The 16,014-nt window shown below is 70.7% G+C and carries 16 protein-coding genes; 10 read left to right on the top strand and 6 right to left on the bottom strand.

Annotated elements, in window-relative coordinates:
* Positions 1 to 86: 86 nt before the first annotated feature.
* The 3 genes from ABZ441_RS04415 to ABZ441_RS04405 all read left to right on the top strand — a co-directional run bounded on the left by ABZ441_RS04415 (position 87) and on the right by ABZ441_RS04405 (position 2,796).
* The gene (locus ABZ441_RS04415) at positions 87 to 572 is read left to right on the top strand and encodes a PadR family transcriptional regulator (RefSeq protein ID WP_358968189.1); all 486 of its coding nucleotides are present in this window, start codon (positions 87 to 89) and stop codon (positions 570 to 572) included.
* Positions 573 to 619: 47 nt separating this feature from the next.
* On the top strand, positions 620 to 2,338 hold the full coding sequence (locus tag ABZ441_RS04410) for an acyl-CoA dehydrogenase family protein (protein WP_358968188.1): 1,719 nt from the start codon (positions 620 to 622) through the stop codon (positions 2,336 to 2,338).
* Between the two features lie 101 nt (positions 2,339 to 2,439).
* On the top strand, positions 2,440 to 2,796 hold the full coding sequence (locus tag ABZ441_RS04405; protein ID WP_358968186.1) for a hypothetical protein: 357 nt from the start codon (positions 2,440 to 2,442) through the stop codon (positions 2,794 to 2,796).
* Positions 2,797 to 2,855: 59 nt separating this feature from the next.
* On the opposite strand, the gene ABZ441_RS04400 is transcribed toward ABZ441_RS04405, so the two are convergent.
* From ABZ441_RS04400 to ABZ441_RS04390, 3 genes are all read right to left on the bottom strand, one after another.
* Complete coding sequence (locus ABZ441_RS04400) at positions 2,856 to 3,824, bottom strand: 2-hydroxyacid dehydrogenase (protein ID WP_358968184.1); 969 nt, start codon at positions 3,822 to 3,824, stop codon at positions 2,856 to 2,858.
* 16 nt (positions 3,825 to 3,840) lie between these two features.
* Positions 3,841 to 5,115, bottom strand: coding sequence for a glucarate dehydratase family protein (locus tag ABZ441_RS04395; RefSeq protein WP_358968182.1), 1,275 nt, complete (start codon positions 5,113 to 5,115; stop codon positions 3,841 to 3,843).
* A gap of 74 nt (positions 5,116 to 5,189) precedes the next feature.
* Positions 5,190 to 6,176: a 2-hydroxyacid dehydrogenase gene (locus ABZ441_RS04390; protein WP_358968180.1), complete on the bottom strand. Its 987-nt coding sequence runs from the start codon at positions 6,174 to 6,176 to the stop codon at positions 5,190 to 5,192.
* 238 nt (positions 6,177 to 6,414) lie between these two features.
* Here ABZ441_RS04390 and ABZ441_RS04385 point away from each other — a divergent pair, with 238 nt between their 5' ends.
* The 6 genes from ABZ441_RS04385 (at position 6,415) to ABZ441_RS04360 (ending at position 12,677) form a co-directional block, all read left to right on the top strand.
* The gene (locus ABZ441_RS04385; protein WP_358968178.1) at positions 6,415 to 8,007 is read left to right on the top strand and encodes an ABC transporter substrate-binding protein; all 1,593 of its coding nucleotides are present in this window, start codon (positions 6,415 to 6,417) and stop codon (positions 8,005 to 8,007) included.
* A gap of 1 nt (position 8,008) precedes the next feature.
* Positions 8,009 to 8,938: an ABC transporter permease gene (locus ABZ441_RS04380; RefSeq protein ID WP_358968176.1), complete on the top strand. Its 930-nt coding sequence runs from the start codon at positions 8,009 to 8,011 to the stop codon at positions 8,936 to 8,938.
* A 14-nt stretch (positions 8,939 to 8,952) separates the two neighbouring features.
* Positions 8,953 to 9,909 (top strand): ABC transporter permease, encoded by a 957-nt coding sequence (locus tag ABZ441_RS04375; protein ID WP_358968174.1) that lies wholly within the window; start codon positions 8,953 to 8,955, stop codon positions 9,907 to 9,909.
* Positions 9,906 to 10,919, top strand: a complete 1,014-nt coding sequence (locus tag ABZ441_RS04370) for an ABC transporter ATP-binding protein (protein WP_358968172.1) — start codon at positions 9,906 to 9,908, stop codon at positions 10,917 to 10,919. Before ABZ441_RS04375 ends, ABZ441_RS04370 begins: the two co-directional genes overlap by 4 nt.
* 61 nt (positions 10,920 to 10,980) lie before the next feature.
* Positions 10,981 to 11,964 carry an ABC transporter ATP-binding protein gene (locus tag ABZ441_RS04365; RefSeq protein ID WP_358968208.1) on the top strand — a complete coding sequence of 328 codons (984 nt, stop codon included), beginning with the start codon at positions 10,981 to 10,983 and terminating at the stop codon, positions 11,962 to 11,964.
* Positions 11,955 to 12,677, top strand: a complete 723-nt coding sequence (locus tag ABZ441_RS04360) for a sulfite exporter TauE/SafE family protein (protein ID WP_358968170.1) — start codon at positions 11,955 to 11,957, stop codon at positions 12,675 to 12,677. The genes ABZ441_RS04365 and ABZ441_RS04360 overlap by 10 nt, the downstream gene beginning before the upstream one ends.
* Before the next feature lie 107 nt (positions 12,678 to 12,784).
* Here the strand turns inward: ABZ441_RS04360 and ABZ441_RS04355 are convergent, their stop codons facing one another.
* Entirely contained in the window at positions 12,785 to 13,048 is a 264-nt protein-coding gene (locus ABZ441_RS04355) for a DUF5133 domain-containing protein (RefSeq protein ID WP_358968168.1), read from the bottom strand.
* Between the two features lie 204 nt (positions 13,049 to 13,252).
* On the opposite strand from ABZ441_RS04355, the gene ABZ441_RS04350 reads away from it, so the two are divergent.
* On the top strand, positions 13,253 to 13,897 hold the full coding sequence (locus ABZ441_RS04350) for a DUF998 domain-containing protein (RefSeq protein WP_358968166.1): 645 nt from the start codon (positions 13,253 to 13,255) through the stop codon (positions 13,895 to 13,897).
* Positions 13,898 to 13,975: 78 nt separating this feature from the next.
* Here the strand turns inward: ABZ441_RS04350 and ABZ441_RS04345 are convergent, their stop codons facing one another.
* Together ABZ441_RS04345 and ABZ441_RS04340 are read right to left on the bottom strand one after the other, a co-directional pair.
* The gene (locus tag ABZ441_RS04345) at positions 13,976 to 14,791 is read right to left on the bottom strand and encodes an SAM-dependent methyltransferase (RefSeq protein WP_358968165.1); all 816 of its coding nucleotides are present in this window, start codon (positions 14,789 to 14,791) and stop codon (positions 13,976 to 13,978) included.
* Positions 14,792 to 15,024: 233 nt separating this feature from the next.
* Positions 15,025 to 15,948 carry a polysaccharide deacetylase family protein gene (locus ABZ441_RS04340; RefSeq protein WP_358968206.1) on the bottom strand — a complete coding sequence of 308 codons (924 nt, stop codon included), beginning with the start codon at positions 15,946 to 15,948 and terminating at the stop codon, positions 15,025 to 15,027.
* Positions 15,949 to 16,014 lie beyond the last annotated feature (66 nt).

Below are 16,014 nucleotides of genomic sequence, written 5' to 3'. Positions count from 1 at the left end.
ATCGTCCTCGTCGAGGGCAAGCCCACGGGCGTCGTGAGCAGGCAGGACCTGCTGGCCTTCCTGGCGAGGGACGCCGCCCCGAAGCAGTGAGCGCGTACTTCTGGACCGCCACCCATCAGCAGATCTACCGCGTCCTCAAGCGCATGGAGGGCGAGGGCCTGCTCGACGTCCGCGACGTCCCGCAGGAGCGCCGGCCGGACAAGAAGGAGTACTCCGTCGCCGGCCCCGGCCGCACCGCCCTCTCCTGCTGGCTCCACGAACCGATCGAACCCGAGAGCCTCCGCCACGACCTCGCCGTGAAGATCCGTGGTGCGGCCTTCGACGACCCAACCGCGCTGTTCGACGAGGTCCGACGGCACCACCGGGTGCACAGCGACAGGCTCGCGCACTACCTCGCCGGGGAACGGCGCGACTTCACCGGCTCCGGAGCGCCCGCACCGCTCGACGCCGGTCAGGAGCTCCAGCACGTCGTGCTGCGCGGCGGTATCGCGTACGAGCGCATGACAATCGCCTGGCTCGACGACGTACTCGCCACCCTGCGCAGGCTCGGCGCGACACGCCCGCGCATCTGAAACCGCCCCGCAACCTCCCGCTCACACCCCTCGGAAGGCGTATCACCATGGCCGACCCGCTGCTGTTCCACCCCCGTTCCTACGACCCGGCACACTTCGACCCCGAGACCCGCAGGCTGCTGCGCGCCACCATCGACTGGTTCGAGGACCGCGGCAAGCGCCGGCTCATCGAGGACTACCGGTCCCGCGCCTGGCTGGGGGACTTCCTCGCCTTCGCCGCGAAGGAAGGCCTGTTCGCCACCTTCCTCACTCCCGCCAGCGCCGCTGAGCGGGAGGACCAGCGCTGGGACACCGCCCGGATCGCCGCGCTCAACGAGATCTTCGGCTTCTACGGGCTCGACTACTGGTACGCCTGGCAGGTGACCATCCTCGGTCTCGGCCCGGTCTGGCAGAGCGACAACGCCGCCGCCCGCGGCCGCGCGGCACAGCTCCTCGCCCAGGGCGAGGTGTTCGCCTTCGGCCTGTCGGAGAAGGCGCACGGCGCCGACATCTACTCCACCGACATGCTCCTGGCACCGGACGGCGACGGCGGCTTCCTGGCCACCGGCTCCAAGTACTACATAGGCAACGGCAACGCCGCCGGCCTCGTCTCCGTCTTCGGCCGCCGCACGGACATCGAGGGCCCGGACGGCTACGTCTTCTTCGCGGCGGACAGCCGCCACCCCGCCTACGAGCTGGTGAAGAACGTCGTCGACTCCTCCAAGTACGTCAGCGAATTCCGCCTCGACGGCTACCCCGTCGGCTCCGACGACGTCCTGCACACCGGCCGCGCAGCCTTCGACGCCGCCCTCAACACCGTCAACGTGGGCAAGTTCAACCTCTGCACCGCCTCGATCGGCATCTGCGAGCACGCGATGTACGAGGCCGTCACCCACGCGCAGAACCGCATCCTGTACGGGCGCCCCGTGACCGCCTTCCCGCACGTGCGCCGGGAGCTCGCGGACGCCTACGTCCGGCTCGTCGGCATGAAGCTGTTCAGCGACCGCGCCGTCGACTACTTCCGCTCGGCCGGCCCCGACGACCGCCGGTACCTGCTGTTCAACCCGATGACGAAGATGAAGGTGACCACGGAGGGCGAGAAGGTCATCGACCTGATGTGGGACGTCATCGCCGCGAAGGGCTTCGAGAAGGACACCTACTTCGCACAGGCCGCCGTGGAGATCCGCAGTCTGCCCAAGCTGGAGGGCACCGTCCACGTCAACCTCGCCCTCATCCTGAAGTTCATGCGCAACCATCTGCTGGACCCGGCCGGGTACGAGCCGGTGACGACGCGACTGGACGCCGCGGACGACACGTTCCTCTTCCGGCAGGGGCCTGCCCGCGGCCTGGGCTCGGTGCGCTTCCACGACTGGCGCCCGGCCTACGACGCCTATGCCGCAGTCCCCAACGTCGCCCGCTTCCGCGAGCAGGCGGACGCCCTCTGCGCGTTCGTGACCGACGCCGCGCCCGACGAGCAGCAGAGCAGGGACCTCGACTTCCTGTTGTCCGTCGGCCAGCTCTTCGCCCTGGTGGTCCACGGACAACTGGTCCTGGAGCAGGCCCGGCTGACCGGACTGGACGAGGACGTGCTCGACGAGCTGTTCTCCGTACTCGTCCGCGACTTCTCCGCGCACGCCGTCGAGCTCCACGGCAAGGACTCCGCCACCGGACAGCAGCAGGACTGGGCCCTCGCCGCGGTACGGCGTCCTGTCGTCGACGCCGCCCGGTCGGCGCGGGTCTGGGACCGCGTCCAGGCGCTGTCCGGGGCGTACGAGATGACGTCGTAGCGCCGACCGGGTTACGGAGCCGCGTTCGGCTGCTTCGTCCGCGCCCGACGGGGCATATGGAAGATCCGGCGGCCGGACCCGGCTGCCAGGAGGAGGCGACCGTGGACACGATTTGGACAGCTCCGGAACAGCTGGACGGCTCGCTGGGCGACGACGTGATCGGATACGACGTGCAGGCACCCGACGGGAGCGTGGGCACGGTCGTCAGGCTCTCGCCGGTGCCCGGGTTCGACCATCTGGTGATCGACGCGGGAGTCTGGAAGTTCGGCAGGAGCGTCGTCGTGCCCGCCGGCATGGTGACCGCCGTCGAACACGGCGAACGTGTGATCAAGGTCAGGTGCACCAAGGAAGAGATCAAGGACGCCCCGCGCTTCGAGCGTGATCAGGACACCGGAGACCTCTTCTACCTGCGCAGGCTCGGGGCGCACTACGAATCCCTGACCGCCGCGGCGGGATGAGCGCTGAAGCCGGTGCCACCGAAGGCTGCCTTCGATGGCACCGGTCCGCCGTTCACCGCTCAACGCCCGCCGGTGCGCACCACGTTCACGAGGGGTTCGCCGCGCCGCATGCGGCCGATGTTGTCCGCGATCTCCGCCGCACGGGCCGCGAAGGTGTCCGTGGTGTGACCCGAGTTGTGGGGGGTCATGAGCACATTGGGCAGCTCGTGGAACGGCAGCCGGCTCGGCGGGTCCGGCGGGCCGGACCACCACACGTCCAGGGCGGCGCCGCCGATGGAACCGGAACGGAGCGCCTCGTAGAGCGCCTCCTCCTGCACCACCGGCCCCCGGGCGACATTGACCAGCAGTGAACCGGGGCCCATGGCCCTCAGCTCGGCAGGGCCGATCAGCCCGCGGGTGGCGGGGCTCAGCGGGACCGTGACCACCACGACGTCCGACTCGGCGAGCAGTTCGGGCAGCCGGTCGTTGCCGCCGACCCAGTCGGGCCGCAGGCCGGCGGGGATCGGAGCGGTCGGGTCGCGCCGTACGGCACGCACTCCGAGGCCGACGGCCCGGCACAGCCGGGCGACCTCGGTTCCGGTCTCGCCGAAACCGATGATCCCGACCCGTCGTCCGCTCAGCGTCGATCCGAAGGGGAGCCCGGGATCGACGGCCACGTTGCGCCAGTGCCCCGCGCGCAGGGCGCGGTCGGCCGTCAACACGTCGCGGGAGAGCATGAGTACGGACATCAGCACGTGCTCCGCGATGGAGCGGCCGTGGTGGTGGGTGGTCGCGACCGTCACCCCCGGGTCGAGCGCGTCGAACGGAATGCCGTCGTAGCCGGCGCCGACGACGTGCACGAGCCGCAGCCGCGCCGCACGGCGGGCGTCCTCGGCCCGGAGCTTCGATCCGATGTACACCTCGGTGTCGCGGAGCGCGGCGGAGATCCGGTCAGCGTCCCAGTCGCAGGCGTCCACCCAGACGTGGCTGCCCTCCGTGCGTGCCTTGAGCGGTTCCTGGAACCTGCTGAGGATGCGGTGGTTCAGCATGATGTGCACGGTCGGGTCACCACCGGGGGGTCTTGACGGAGAACGAGGGGTCGAACCGGCGCATGTAGCCGGTGTCGTCGCGGTCGCGCAGCCCGCAGTCGAGGTACTGGCGATGGAGCCGTGCGAGTGCGTCCCGGTCCAGTTCCACGCCCAGCCCCGGGGCCGTCGGGACGGCGACGGCACCCTCCCTGAACCGCAGCACCCCGGTGTCCACCACGTCCTCGTCCGGCTGCTTCCAGGGCCAGTGCGTGTCGCAGGCGTATGTCAGGCGCGGGGTGGCCGCCGCCAGGTGGGTCATCGCCGCGAGGCTGATGCCCAGGTGCGAGTTGGAATGCATCGACAGGCCCAGCCCGAACGTCTCGCAGATCGCGGAGAGCTGGCCGCAGCGCCGCAGACCGCCCCAGAAGTGGTGGTCGGAGAGCACGATGCCCACCGCTCCCCGGGCCACGGCGGGGGCGAGGTCGTCGAAGGAGACCACGCACATGTTGGTGGCCAGCGGAGTCGGTGTCCGCCCGGCCACGGACGCCATGCCCTCGATGCCCTCGGTCGGGTCCTCCAGGTACTGCAGGACGCCGTCGAGTTCGCGGGCGACGTGCAGCGACGTCTCCGTGCTCCAGGCGGCGTTCGGATCAAGGCGCAGGGGATGGTCCGGGAAGGCCTTCCGCAGTGCTCTGACCGCCGCGATCTCCTCGTCCGGCGGGAAGACGCCGCCCTTGAGCTTGATGGAGGAGAAGCCGTACGTCCCGATCATGCGGCGGGCCTGCTCGACCAGGCCCGCCGGATCGAGGGCCGCACCCCATTCGTCGTCGGCCTGGCCGGGGTGCCCGGCCCACTTGTAGAAGAGGTACGCGCTGTAGGGGACCGTCGGGCGTACGGCTCCGCCCAGCAGATCGGAGACCGGCCGGCCGACGAGCTTGCCCTGGATGTCCAGGCACGCGACGTCGAACGGTGCCATGATCCGGTCCACGGCGCTGCTGCCGGTGACCATCCCGGACATCCCGTCGCCACCCGCGGTGTCGGGTCCCAGCGCGCGCGTGGTGCGGGCGATCAGGCCATTGAGGCTCCAGACGTCCATGCCGGCCAGCTCGGCGGCGGCGCGGCGCAGGCGTTCCAGGTGCACCGTGCCGCCGTAGGTCTCGCCGATGCCGCTCATCCCGTTCTCCGTGGTGATCTCCACGACGGTGCGCAGCGCGTACGGCTCGTGCACGCCCACCGTGTTGAGCAGGGGGTGGTCCCGGAAGGCCACGGGGGTCACGGTGACGTCGACGATGCGTTCCGAGCTGCGAGCCATGCAGGCCATCCCGATATGAGTGAGCGGCGTTCTTATCTGTGGACAATATTTGTATGTGTGGACTCGCGTGGGTGTCAATGGGACGAGCGCGAGGCCTCCGGTACCGGTGTGAGCAGAGTGCCCTGGGTCAGGTACCGCTCCAGGTTGCGCAGCGCCAGGTCGCCCATGGCCGCGCGGGTCTCGCGAGTGGCGCTGGCGATGTGCGGGAGCAGTACGACCCGGTCCGACTCCAACAGGGCCCGCGGCACGTTCGGTTCGTCGGTGAACACGTCGAGTGCCGCACCCGCGATCCCTCCCGCCTCCACCGCCGCGACGAGGGCGGGCTCGTCGACGACGCTGCCCCGTGCCACATTGACCAGGTAGCCCTGGGGGCCGAGGGCGTCCAGCACCGACGCCGAGACCAGCCCCTCGGTGCCGGACCCTCCCGCGACGGTGACGACGAGCGCGTCGCACGCTTCGGCCAGGGCCCTTGCGGTGGGCAGGTGGTGGTAGTCCACGCCGGGGACCGGTGAGCGCGTGCAGTACGAGACGCTCACCCCGAAGCCGTCGAGGCGTCGCGCGACGGCCCGGCCGATGCGGCCCAGCCCCAGGATGCCCACCCGCTTCCCGCTCACCCGCGAGGCGAGCGGGAAGGGTGCGCTGTCCCAGCCCCCGGCCCGCACGTACCGGTCGGCGGCCGACATCCGGCGCATGACGTCGATCAGGGCGCCGACCGCGAGGTCCGCCACGCAGTCGGTGAGCACATCAGGGGTGTTGCTGACGTCGATGCCCCTCGCCCGCGCCCGGACCACGTCCGTCGTCTCGTAGCCGACGCCGAAGTGGACGATCGCCCCGAGCCGCGGCAGCGCGTCCATCAGGTCGTCGCTGACACCGGCCCGCGCGCTCGTCACCGCGGCCACCACGTCCTTCCCGTGGTCGCGCAGGTAGCCGGCGGGGTCGGGCAGCTCCGGCAGACGGACCGTGCGGTACCGCTCGGACAGGGCGGTCTCCAGTGCGGGGAGCAGGGCGGACACCTGGAGGACGGTGTCGGGGGCGCTGGTGCGGAGGGGTGAGTTCGGCAAGGTGAAGCTCCGGTATCAGTCGACGATTTCGGGGATGTGTGGCGCTCGGCGGGATCCGATCGGGACCCGGCGCTGGAATGTCCGTTGTTCCGCATGTCTTGACGCTGCCGCGACGCCGGTTTAGCTTCGCGTTCACAGATACAGACCGAGTACGCAACTGTAGACAGCTGTGGTGGTCCGCCTCTTACCCCAGTGCACGGAACGCGACACATCAGCGATTCCCCGGAGACATGTGACGATGAAGTCCACCGTTTCATCCACCCAGCGCGCCGCGCCCAGGCGGCCCCCCAAGTTGATCGCGGCACTGCTGGCGGGCGCCGTGCTCACATCCAGCGGGTGCGCCGTGGCCAACAGCGCGGGCGGCGAGGCCGGCCGCGCCGACGGCCGCACCCTGCGGGTGGTGCTCACTCAGGAACCGCCCACTCTCGAGCCCTGCGAGGCATCGCTGACAGGCACCGGCGTCGTCGTCCGGTCCAACATCACCGAACCCCTGGTCGAACGGGACCCCACGTCCGGCGAACTCGACCCCCTGCTGGCGACCGGCTGGGATCAGACCGGTCCCCGCACGTGGAGCTTCGACATCCGCTCCGGCGTGACCTTCCAGAACGGCGAGCCCTTCACCGCCGAGGACGCCGCGTTCTCCATCAACCGGGCGGTCAACTCCGACCTGGCCTGCAACGTCGAGGGTTACGTCTTCGGGAACGAAGACCTCGAGGTGGAGGCCGTGGACGACCGCCGGTTGACCGTGACCACCACGAAGCCGGACCCCATCCTCCCGCTGCGCCTGAGCTTCGTGGAGATCGTCCCCCGCACGACCGACGCCGAGGCCAAGGTGCGCATACCGATCGGTACCGGCCCCTACGCCGTCCGCTCCTGGAAGCCCGGAGCGGCGATCTCCCTCCGCCGCTTCGGCGACTACTGGGGCGAGTCCCCGCCCTTCGCGGGGGCCCGCTACGTGTGGCGCAGCGATGCCAGCGTCCGCGCCGCCATGATCGACAAGGGTGAGGCGGAGATCGCTGTGGCGCTGGACCCGATGGAGGCGGAGAAGGACACGACGGTCGCCTACCCCAACAACGAGACGACGGCCCTGCGGCTCGACGGCCGCGAGGCTCCGCTCGACGACCTGCGGGTGCGGCGGGCGATCGACCTGGCCGTGGACCGTCAGGGCATCATCGACGCCCTGCTCGGCGGTCTGGCCGAACCCGCCGGCCAGCTGGTTCCGCCCGGAGTGGTGGGCCACAGCGACACGATCGAACCCACGCGGCAGGACATCACCGAAGCCCGTGCCCTGATCGAGGAGGCGTCCGCCGACGGTGTGCCCACCGACCGGCCGATCACCCTGGTCGCCCGCAACGGCATGTTCGCCGGGGTGTCGGAGACGGCGGAGGCACTCCAGTACCAGATGGAGCGGATCGGGCTGAGCGTACGGGTCCGCATGGCCGACACCGCGACCCAGCTCCAGTACCAGCTCCGCCCACTGCCCAAGGACGTCGGCCCCATCGCCCTGCTGATCATGCACGGTAACCAGGCCGGTGACGCGGCCTTCACCACCAGCCAGTACCTGCTGAGCGACGGCCCCCAGTCGACGTTCGGCACGGAGTCGCTCGACCGGCGCATCACCGAATCGGCCGTACTGTCCGGCGAGGAGCGCCAGAAGGCCTTCGCCGGCCTGCTCGCGGACCAGAACGAATCCGTCGTCCAGTACACCCACATCGCCCACATGAGCGGACTGCTCGGTCTGTCGGAGTCGATCCGGTACCGGCCCGACTCCGCCACCGGGGACGAACTGCGGCTGGCCGAGGTCGGCCCGGCCGAGGGGGCGAAGCACTGACATGATCCCATTCCTGCGCAAGCGCGTACTCTCCAGCGCCGTCCCCCTGGTCTGCGTCGTCCTCGGCGTGTTCTTCCTGGCCCGGATGACCGGCAATCCCGTCGACCTCTATCTCCCCCTGAGCGCCACCTCCGAGCAGCGCGCGGAGTTCTCCGCCGCACAGGGCTTCGACCTCTCGATCCCGGCCCAGCTGTGGAACTACCTCGTCGACGCCGTGCAGTTCGACTTCGGCACCTCGCTGCGCACCGGCCAGTCGGCGGCCTCGATGGCGGTCGAGGCATTCCCCGTCACCCTGCAACTCGCGGGTCTGACGATGCTGCTGGCGATCACCGGAGCACTGATCGTCGGCAGTCTGGCCGCCTACCGCCCCAACTCCCTGATCGACAGGATCGCCAGCCTGCTCTCGATGACGGCCGCCAGCATCCCCGACTTCTGGTTCGCCATCATGGGCGTGCTGGTCTTCGGCGTGAGCCTCGGACTGCTGCCTACCTCGGGCACGATCGGCGGCCCCGAGATCTGGATCCTGCCCATCGCGACCCTGCTGATCCGCCCGTTCGGCGTGCTGGTGCAGGTGGTCCGCGGCAGCATGGTCACCGCGCTCTCCGCGCCCTACGTCAAGGTCGCCCGGAGCAAGGGCGCAACGCCCTGGCGGGTGATCTTCGGCCACGCGCTGCGCAACGCCGTCACCCCGGTGCTGACCGTGGCGGGCGACCTGACGGTGGGGCTGGTCAACGGTGCCGTGATCGTCGAGACGATCTTCGGCTGGCCCGGCATCGGCAAACTCATGATCGACTCCATTCTCCAGCGTGACTTCGCGGTCCTCCAGGCAGCCGTCCTCCTGACCGCCGTGACGATCTTCGCGCTGAACATCCTCGTCGACGTCTGCCACGCGCTGACCGACCCCCGAGTTCGTCAGGCGGTGCCGGCGTGAGCGAAGGAAGCACCATGACCCAGGAGTCCTCCACCGGGGACACGCCCGCCCCCGCCCGCACGACGCAGCCGAGTCTGTGGCGGATGCTGGGCAGGGACCGAGCCGCGGCCGCCGCGGCCGCGGTCCTCACCGTCGTCGCCCTCGTGGCCGTCTTCGGCCGGCTGTTCATCGGCGACCGCGCACAGCGGCAGGACCTGGACGCCTCCCTGCGGCCGCCCTCCCTCAGCGACGGGATGTACGGCCTGCTCGGTACCGACGTCCTGGGGCGCAGCATGGTGGCCCGGCTCGTCGAGGCGGCCGCCACCACGCTGTCCGTGGCCGTCCCCGCCGTCCTGAGCTCCCTGGTGATCGGCTCGGCCCTGGGCCTGTGGGCCGGATACCACGGCGGACGCCGCGAGAGCGTGGCCATGCGGATCGCCGACGTGATCCTCAGCTTCCCCTCGCTGCTGATCGCGGTGGTGGTGCTGTACGTCTTCTCACCCAGCGCGCTGAACCTCGTACTGATCCTGGCCGTGACCCGCATCCCGGTGTACCTGCGCACCGCGCGGGCGGAGGCGGCGGAGTTGCGGAGCCGGCTGTTCGTCGACGCGGCCCGGACCTTCGGCACAGCCGGCCGGATGATCATCTACCGGCACCTTCTGCCGATCGCCCTGCCGACCCTGCTGACGGTCGCCACCCTCGACTTCTGCTTCGTGATGCTCACCGAGTCGTCGCTGAGCTTCCTGGGCATCGGAATCCAGCCCCCCGACGTGAGCTGGGGCCTGATGGTGGCCCAGGGCCGGCAGTACCTGCAGACCGCCTGGTGGATCACCGTTCTGCCAGGGCTGGCCATCGTGCTCACCACGGTGTCCGCCACGGTGCTCGCCGCCTGGGCCCGCATCGCCACCGACCCCGCGCAGCGCTGGCGCCTGACGCTGCCGACGAAGCGCCGGGCCGTCTCGCCCGCCGTGCCTCCGGAGATGATTCCGTGACGACCACCACCACCCCCTCCCCGTCCGGCACCGACACCCCGGCCCTCGCCGTCGAAGGACTGTGCGTGGACCTGACCACGTCCTCAGGGACGGTACGCGCCGTCGACGGCGTCAGCTTCAGCGTCCGTCACGGACGCACCCTGGCCATCCTGGGCGAATCCGGTTGCGGCAAGTCGATGACGGCTCTGTCCGTGGTCGGACTGCTCGACCCCGCGGCGTCGGTGACCGGCGGCGCCGTCCGGGTCAGGGGCGAGGACACCCTCCGTATGAGCCCGGCACAACGCCGCAAGCTGGCCGGACCCGTGCTGTCGATCGTCTTCCAGGACGCCCTGACCGCCCTCAACCCGGTGCAGCCGGTCGGCCGGCAGATCGGCGAACCCTTCCGCATCCACCGCGGACTCTCCAGGAGCCAGGCCCACGAGAAGGCCGTCGAGCTGATGACACGGGTCGGTATCCCCGAACCGAGGCAGCGGGCACGGTCCTACCCCCACCAGTTCTCCGGCGGCATGCGGCAACGGCTGCTGATCGCCATGGCCGTCGCGCTCTCTCCCGACGTGCTCATCGCGGACGAACCCACCACCGCCCTCGACGTGACCGTGCAGGCACAGATCATGCGGCTGCTGCGGGACCTCCAGGACGAGCGGGACATGGCCGTCGTCCTGATCACCCACGACCTGGCCGTCGTAGCCCAGCGCGCCGACGACGTGGTCGTGATGTACGCGGGCACGGTCGTGGAGAACGGGCCGGTGGACGACGTCTTCTCCGCGCCCCGCCACCCCTACACCCGGGGGCTGCTCGACTCGGTTCCGGAGGACAGCGTGCGCGGGCGCCCGCTGCCCGCCGTTCCCGGCAGCCCGCCCGAACTGAGCGCGGTGCCGTCCGGCTGCGTCTTCCAGGCCCGTTGCCCACTGGTCCGGGAACGCTGTGTCCGGGAACGGCCGTCGCTGCGTACCGCGGGCGACGGCCGCATGGCCGCCTGCCACTTCTCCGAGGAGCTCGCACGTGTCTGATTCCCGTGCCACCACCGCCACGTCCACAACCGGCGAGGACGACCCGCGGCAGGGCCCTCCGCTGCTGGAGGTCCGGGGGCTCACCAAGACCTTCGGCAGCGGCAGGCGGCGGCTGACGGCCCTGGACGGGGTCGACGTACAGATCGGCCGCGGTCAGACGCTCGGGCTCGTGGGGGAGTCGGGCTGCGGCAAATCGACCCTGGCCCGGGTGCTGCTCGGGCTGGAACGTCCGGACGCGGGCACCGTGCGCTTCGACGGAACCGACCCCTTCGCCCTGCGAGGCAAGGAACTGCTGGCCTGGCGCCGCCGTGTGCAGATGGTCTTCCAGGACCCCTTCGCCTCGCTCAACGCACGCATGTCGGCCGCCGACCTGATCGCCGAGCCCTGGAGCACCCACCGGGACGTCGTGCCGGGCGCCAAGGCCCGGGAGAAGCGGATCCGTGAACTGCTGTCCCTGGTCGGACTCAGGGAGAGCGACGCCCACCGCTACCCCAACGAGTTCTCCGGCGGGCAGCGCCAGCGCATCGGCATCGCACGCGCGTTGGCCCTGGACCCCGACCTCATCGTGTGCGACGAGCCCGTCTCCGCCCTCGACCTGTCGGTGCAGGCGCAGGTCCTGAACGTCCTCTCGGAGCTGCGCACACGCCTCGGCGTCACCTACGTCTTCATCTCCCACGACCTCTCCGTGGTGCGTTACATCTCCGACCGGGTGACGGTCATGTACCTGGGAAAGGTCATCGAACAGGGAGACACGGAGAGCGTCTTCGAACGCCCACAACACCCCTACACCGCCGCGCTGATGTCGGCGGCCCCCGTCCTGAAGCCCACCCGCGACGCCCGCCACCAGGAGATCCACCTCCAGGGCGAGATCCCCTCGCCCTTCGACATCCCCTCCGGCTGCCGCTTCCGCACCCGCTGCTGGCGCGCCGAGGACCTGTGCGCCACTCGCACACCTCCGGTCGTCACCAGGGCGACGGGAGGCGTGGCCGAACCGCACACAGCCCTGTGCCACTTCCCCTTGGAGGCTGGGTCCGCGTGGGCGTGACCGGCCCGGAGTTCGCCCTGCTCTGTGTCACGGTCGGGGTCGGTGCCCTGCTGCAGGTCTCCATCGGCTTCGGCCTGGGCATGATCGCCGCGCCGGTCTTCTCCCTTGTGGACCCGGCCCTTGCCCCTGCCGCGGTCCTGCTGCTCGCCGGCGGGGTCACGGCGACGGGGCTGCTGCGCGAACGCGGCCGGGCGGACCTGCGCGGCTGCGGATGGGCACTGCTCGGACGGGTACCTGGAGTGCTGGCGGGCACCCTGCTCGTCGTCGCCCTCCCCGCCCGCCACCTCGCCCTTCTCATCGCCGGTGTGGTCCTCGCCGGCGTCGCGGTGAGCATGGCCGGCTACGTTCCACGGCAGCGGCGGTCGACGGTGGTACTGGCCGGCATGGCCTCGGGCCTGATGGGTACGGCGACGTCCGTCGGCGGCCCGCCCATGGCCATGGTCTGGCAGCGGCGGCGCGGCCCGGAACTGCGCGCCACGATGAGCGCGTTCTTCCTGGCCGGGTCGCTCATGAGCCTGGCCGCACTGACGGCCGCCGGGGCGGTCGGAGCACATGCCCTGCGGGGCGCCGTGCTTCTCGCCCCCGCCGCTGTGGCCGGAGTGCTGCTCTCCCGGCAGCTGACGCACCGGCTGAACGCGCGGCGCACCCGCGTCGCCGCCACGGCGTTGGCGATCGCGGGTGCGTCGGTGCTGGTGGTGCAGCAGTTCGTCTGACCGGCGGCACAGCCGGGAGGAACGGCGCGGGTGGAGCGAGGTGCGACGCGCCGGGCGTGACCAGGGCCACGCGGCGGCGCGGTACGGACAACCGGGCTGACGGGATCTCAGGCGGTCTGGAGACGGTCTTCCTGATGCGTACCGACGGGCCGGTGAAGAGCCGGGGACACCGTGGCACGCATGCCGAGCATGCTGTCGGCGACGTGCAGGGCCTGCGGAACAGCCTGGGTGCCGGTCATGACGCACAGGGTGTAGGCGGCGTCCTCGACGGCCCGGGTGGTAGCTGCCGTGGAGCGGCGCGCGTCCTCGATCCGCGCGTCTGCATAACGGGCCATAGCCACTCTCAGGTCCTGAGGACTGGGTGTCAGCACAGCAGGTTCTCCTCCGGGTTCGATCCTCGTCCGATGCGGCGCACCGGGATACGGGGCCGTTGCCGGTCCGCCAGGCGGTGCGGTTCACGCAGCGTCATGTGATCCGGCAACACGCGTGTACCCCCCCGAGGGTGGAGTACGCAGCGGCGGCTCGCCTGCGTGTACAACCGGCGGGTGACGGTCCGCGCGTTCTACCGTTCACCGATGCGATCTGTCCCCTGGTGGATTCTGTTCTCCTCGTTGTGCGCCCCGGTCCTGCTCGTCGGCGGCTGGGCGATCTCGGCGGAGCTTCACGGCCCCGGCTACGATCCCGCATCGGCGACGATCAGCATCCTGGCCTCCGACGGCTCCCGCGGCTACTGGGTGATGACATCGGCCCTGCTCGCTCTGGGAACCTGCCACGTGGTCACCGCGTGCGGACTGCGACCCGCCGCGCTCGCCGGACGGGTGGCGCTGGCCGGCGGCGGACTCTCGGCGATGATGCTGGCCCTCTTCCCCGCACCGAGCAGTGGTGGGTCGTTCGCCCACGGTGTGGTCGTGGCCGTGGGATTCTCGCTGCTCGCGGTGTGGCCGGTCATGGCGGTGCGACGTGGCGTCCCGGGCCGATGGACCCCGCCCGGCGGGGGTCCGGCAGGCAGGACCCGCGCGGCCGTCCCGCCGTGGGGCCTGCGGGCCGGACCGTCCGTGACGGCGGCCGCGCTGATGTGGCTCGGTGGCGCCTGGTTCCTGCTCGCACTCTTCGTACTCGACACCGCCGGAGCGGCTGAGCGCGTGATCACGTTCGCCCAGTCGTTCTGGCCTCTGGTCGTGGTCCTCTCCTGCGTCCGGACCGCCGGCCGCTCCGCATGAGGCACGGGACGCAGGGTGACCGGCCGCGCGGGCGGCGCGGCCTGCCGGATGCGGCCGGACCGGGCCGCACCGGAGGGGCTACGGCTTGCGGCCCACCGCCACGTAGCCGGCACTGATGACGTCGTCCTGGCCCGGCACCGGCTCACCGAGCTCGGGGTGCCACGCCTCGGCTGCCACGACTCCGGGTCCGACGATGTCGAGTCCGTCGAAGAAGCGGGTGAACTGCTCACGGGTGCGCGGCGCCAGAGTCAGTGCGTTGGCCTTGTACATCTGGTCGACCTCACGGGCCTCCGCCGGGTGGAAGTCGGCGGTGAGGTGCGAGATCACCACATGGCTGCCGGGTGCGAGTACCGCGGTCAGCCGGTCCACCAGGTCGTACGCGCCGTCCTCGTCGCTCACGAAGTGCAGCAACGAGATCAACGACAGGGCGACCGGGCAGCTGAAGTCCAGTGTCTTTCCCGCGCGTTCGAGAATGGCGTCCACGTCGCGGGCATCCGCCTGCACGTAGTCGATGGCCCCCTCCCGTGTTCCCTTCAGCAGGGCTTCGGCGTGCGCCAGGACGATGGGATCGTTGTCGCAGTAGACGACCCGCGTGGCGGGCGCCTCCTGCTGGGCCACCTGGTGGAGATTCGGCTCGGTGGGTATCCCCGTGCCGATGTCGAGGAACTGGCGTACCCCCTGGCCGCTCAGCCACCGGGTGGCGCGGTGCATGAAGGCCCGGTTCACCTTGGCCATGACCGGGACTCCGGGCTCCACGGCCAGCATCTGGCGGCCCATGGCCTCGTCCACCGGGTAGTTGTCCTTGCCACCGAGGAACCAGTCGTACATCCGGGCGGGATGCGGTCTGCTGGTGTCGATGCGCTGGACGGGGGCATCGTTCTCCGGTCGGGACATGGCGGACTCCTGGGTGTGCGCGGCAGCGGATGATCGGCTGCCAACAGGATAGGGAACGAGGGGGCGGGAGAGCCCTGTTCATCCTGAAGTCGTCGTCGGGACCGCCGGGTCGACGACGCCCGGGGCGCTGGAGCACGGTGCCGCGGCTGCCCTCCACCTCCACCGGCCCCGGCGCGGGGCTGCGGGCGCCGGTGGAGGGTCGGGACGCCCCCACCGGTCCCGGGAAACCGGTGTCAGCCGGACGCGCAGGTGACGGTGGGCCAGGTCCAGTTGCCGTTTGCCTGGATGGTGGCGCCCCAGCGGTTGCCGTTCCCGTTGGGCTTGGCGGTCATCACCTGTGTGCTGGGATAAGTGGCGCTTGTGTTCCAGGTGGAGAGGACCTTCGCGGGGGAGGGGAGGGTCATGGTGACGGTCCAGTTGCTCGATCCGGAGACCGCGACGTCGATGTTGTAGCGGTCGCTCCACCTGCTGCCCGCGGTCAGGGTGGCGGCACACCCGCTACCGCCGCCCGTTCCGCCGCTGTCGGGGGCGACGGCGCGACCGGTCTGCGGGGAGATCATGCCGGCGCACAGCCCGCGGCTAGCCAGACCCTGGGCGATACGCGGGATCGCGGCGCGTGTGTTGGCCGGCCAGTCGTGCATGAGGATGATCTGTCCGTCGGTGAGCCGGGCATTGGCCTGCACGATCGCATCGGTGCTCGCACCGTTCCAGTCCTGCGAGTCGACGTCCCAGATGATCTGCGTCAGGCCGTACCTGGCCGCAGAGGCCTGCACCGTCGCGTTGGACTCCCCGTAGGGAGGGCGGAACAGTTTCGGCGTGCCGCCGCCTGCAGCGGCGATGGCCTGCTGGGTGCGGGAGAGTTCGGAGTCGACCTGCGCCTGGCTCAGCTGCGTCAGGTGCGAATGGGTGTAGCTGTGGTTGCCGACCCACATGCCGGCGTCGACCTGGGCTGCGACCTGGGCCGCGTTGGAGGCGGCGTACTGGCCCTGGTTGAACATGGTGGCCCGCAGCCCGTTCTGTCTCAGGGCGTCGAGCAGGCCCGGTGTGCTGCTGGACGGGCCGTCGTCGAAGGTGAGACCGACGTACCCGTTGCAGGCCGCGGCGGTGGCGGCGTGCGAGGGAGTCGTTCCGGTGGTGACGGTGGCGGTCGCGGCCATGGTGACGACGGCCAGCGCCGCGACCACGGGCCGTAAGAACAGGCGTGCTGTGATGCGCATGGCGTG

The organism is Streptomyces sp. NPDC005752 (assembly GCF_040630715.1).
GTDB lineage: Bacteria > Actinomycetota > Actinomycetes > Streptomycetales > Streptomycetaceae > Streptomyces.
The sequence above is the reverse complement of the archived record's forward strand: the minus strand, read 5'-3'. Positions and strand labels throughout refer to the sequence as shown.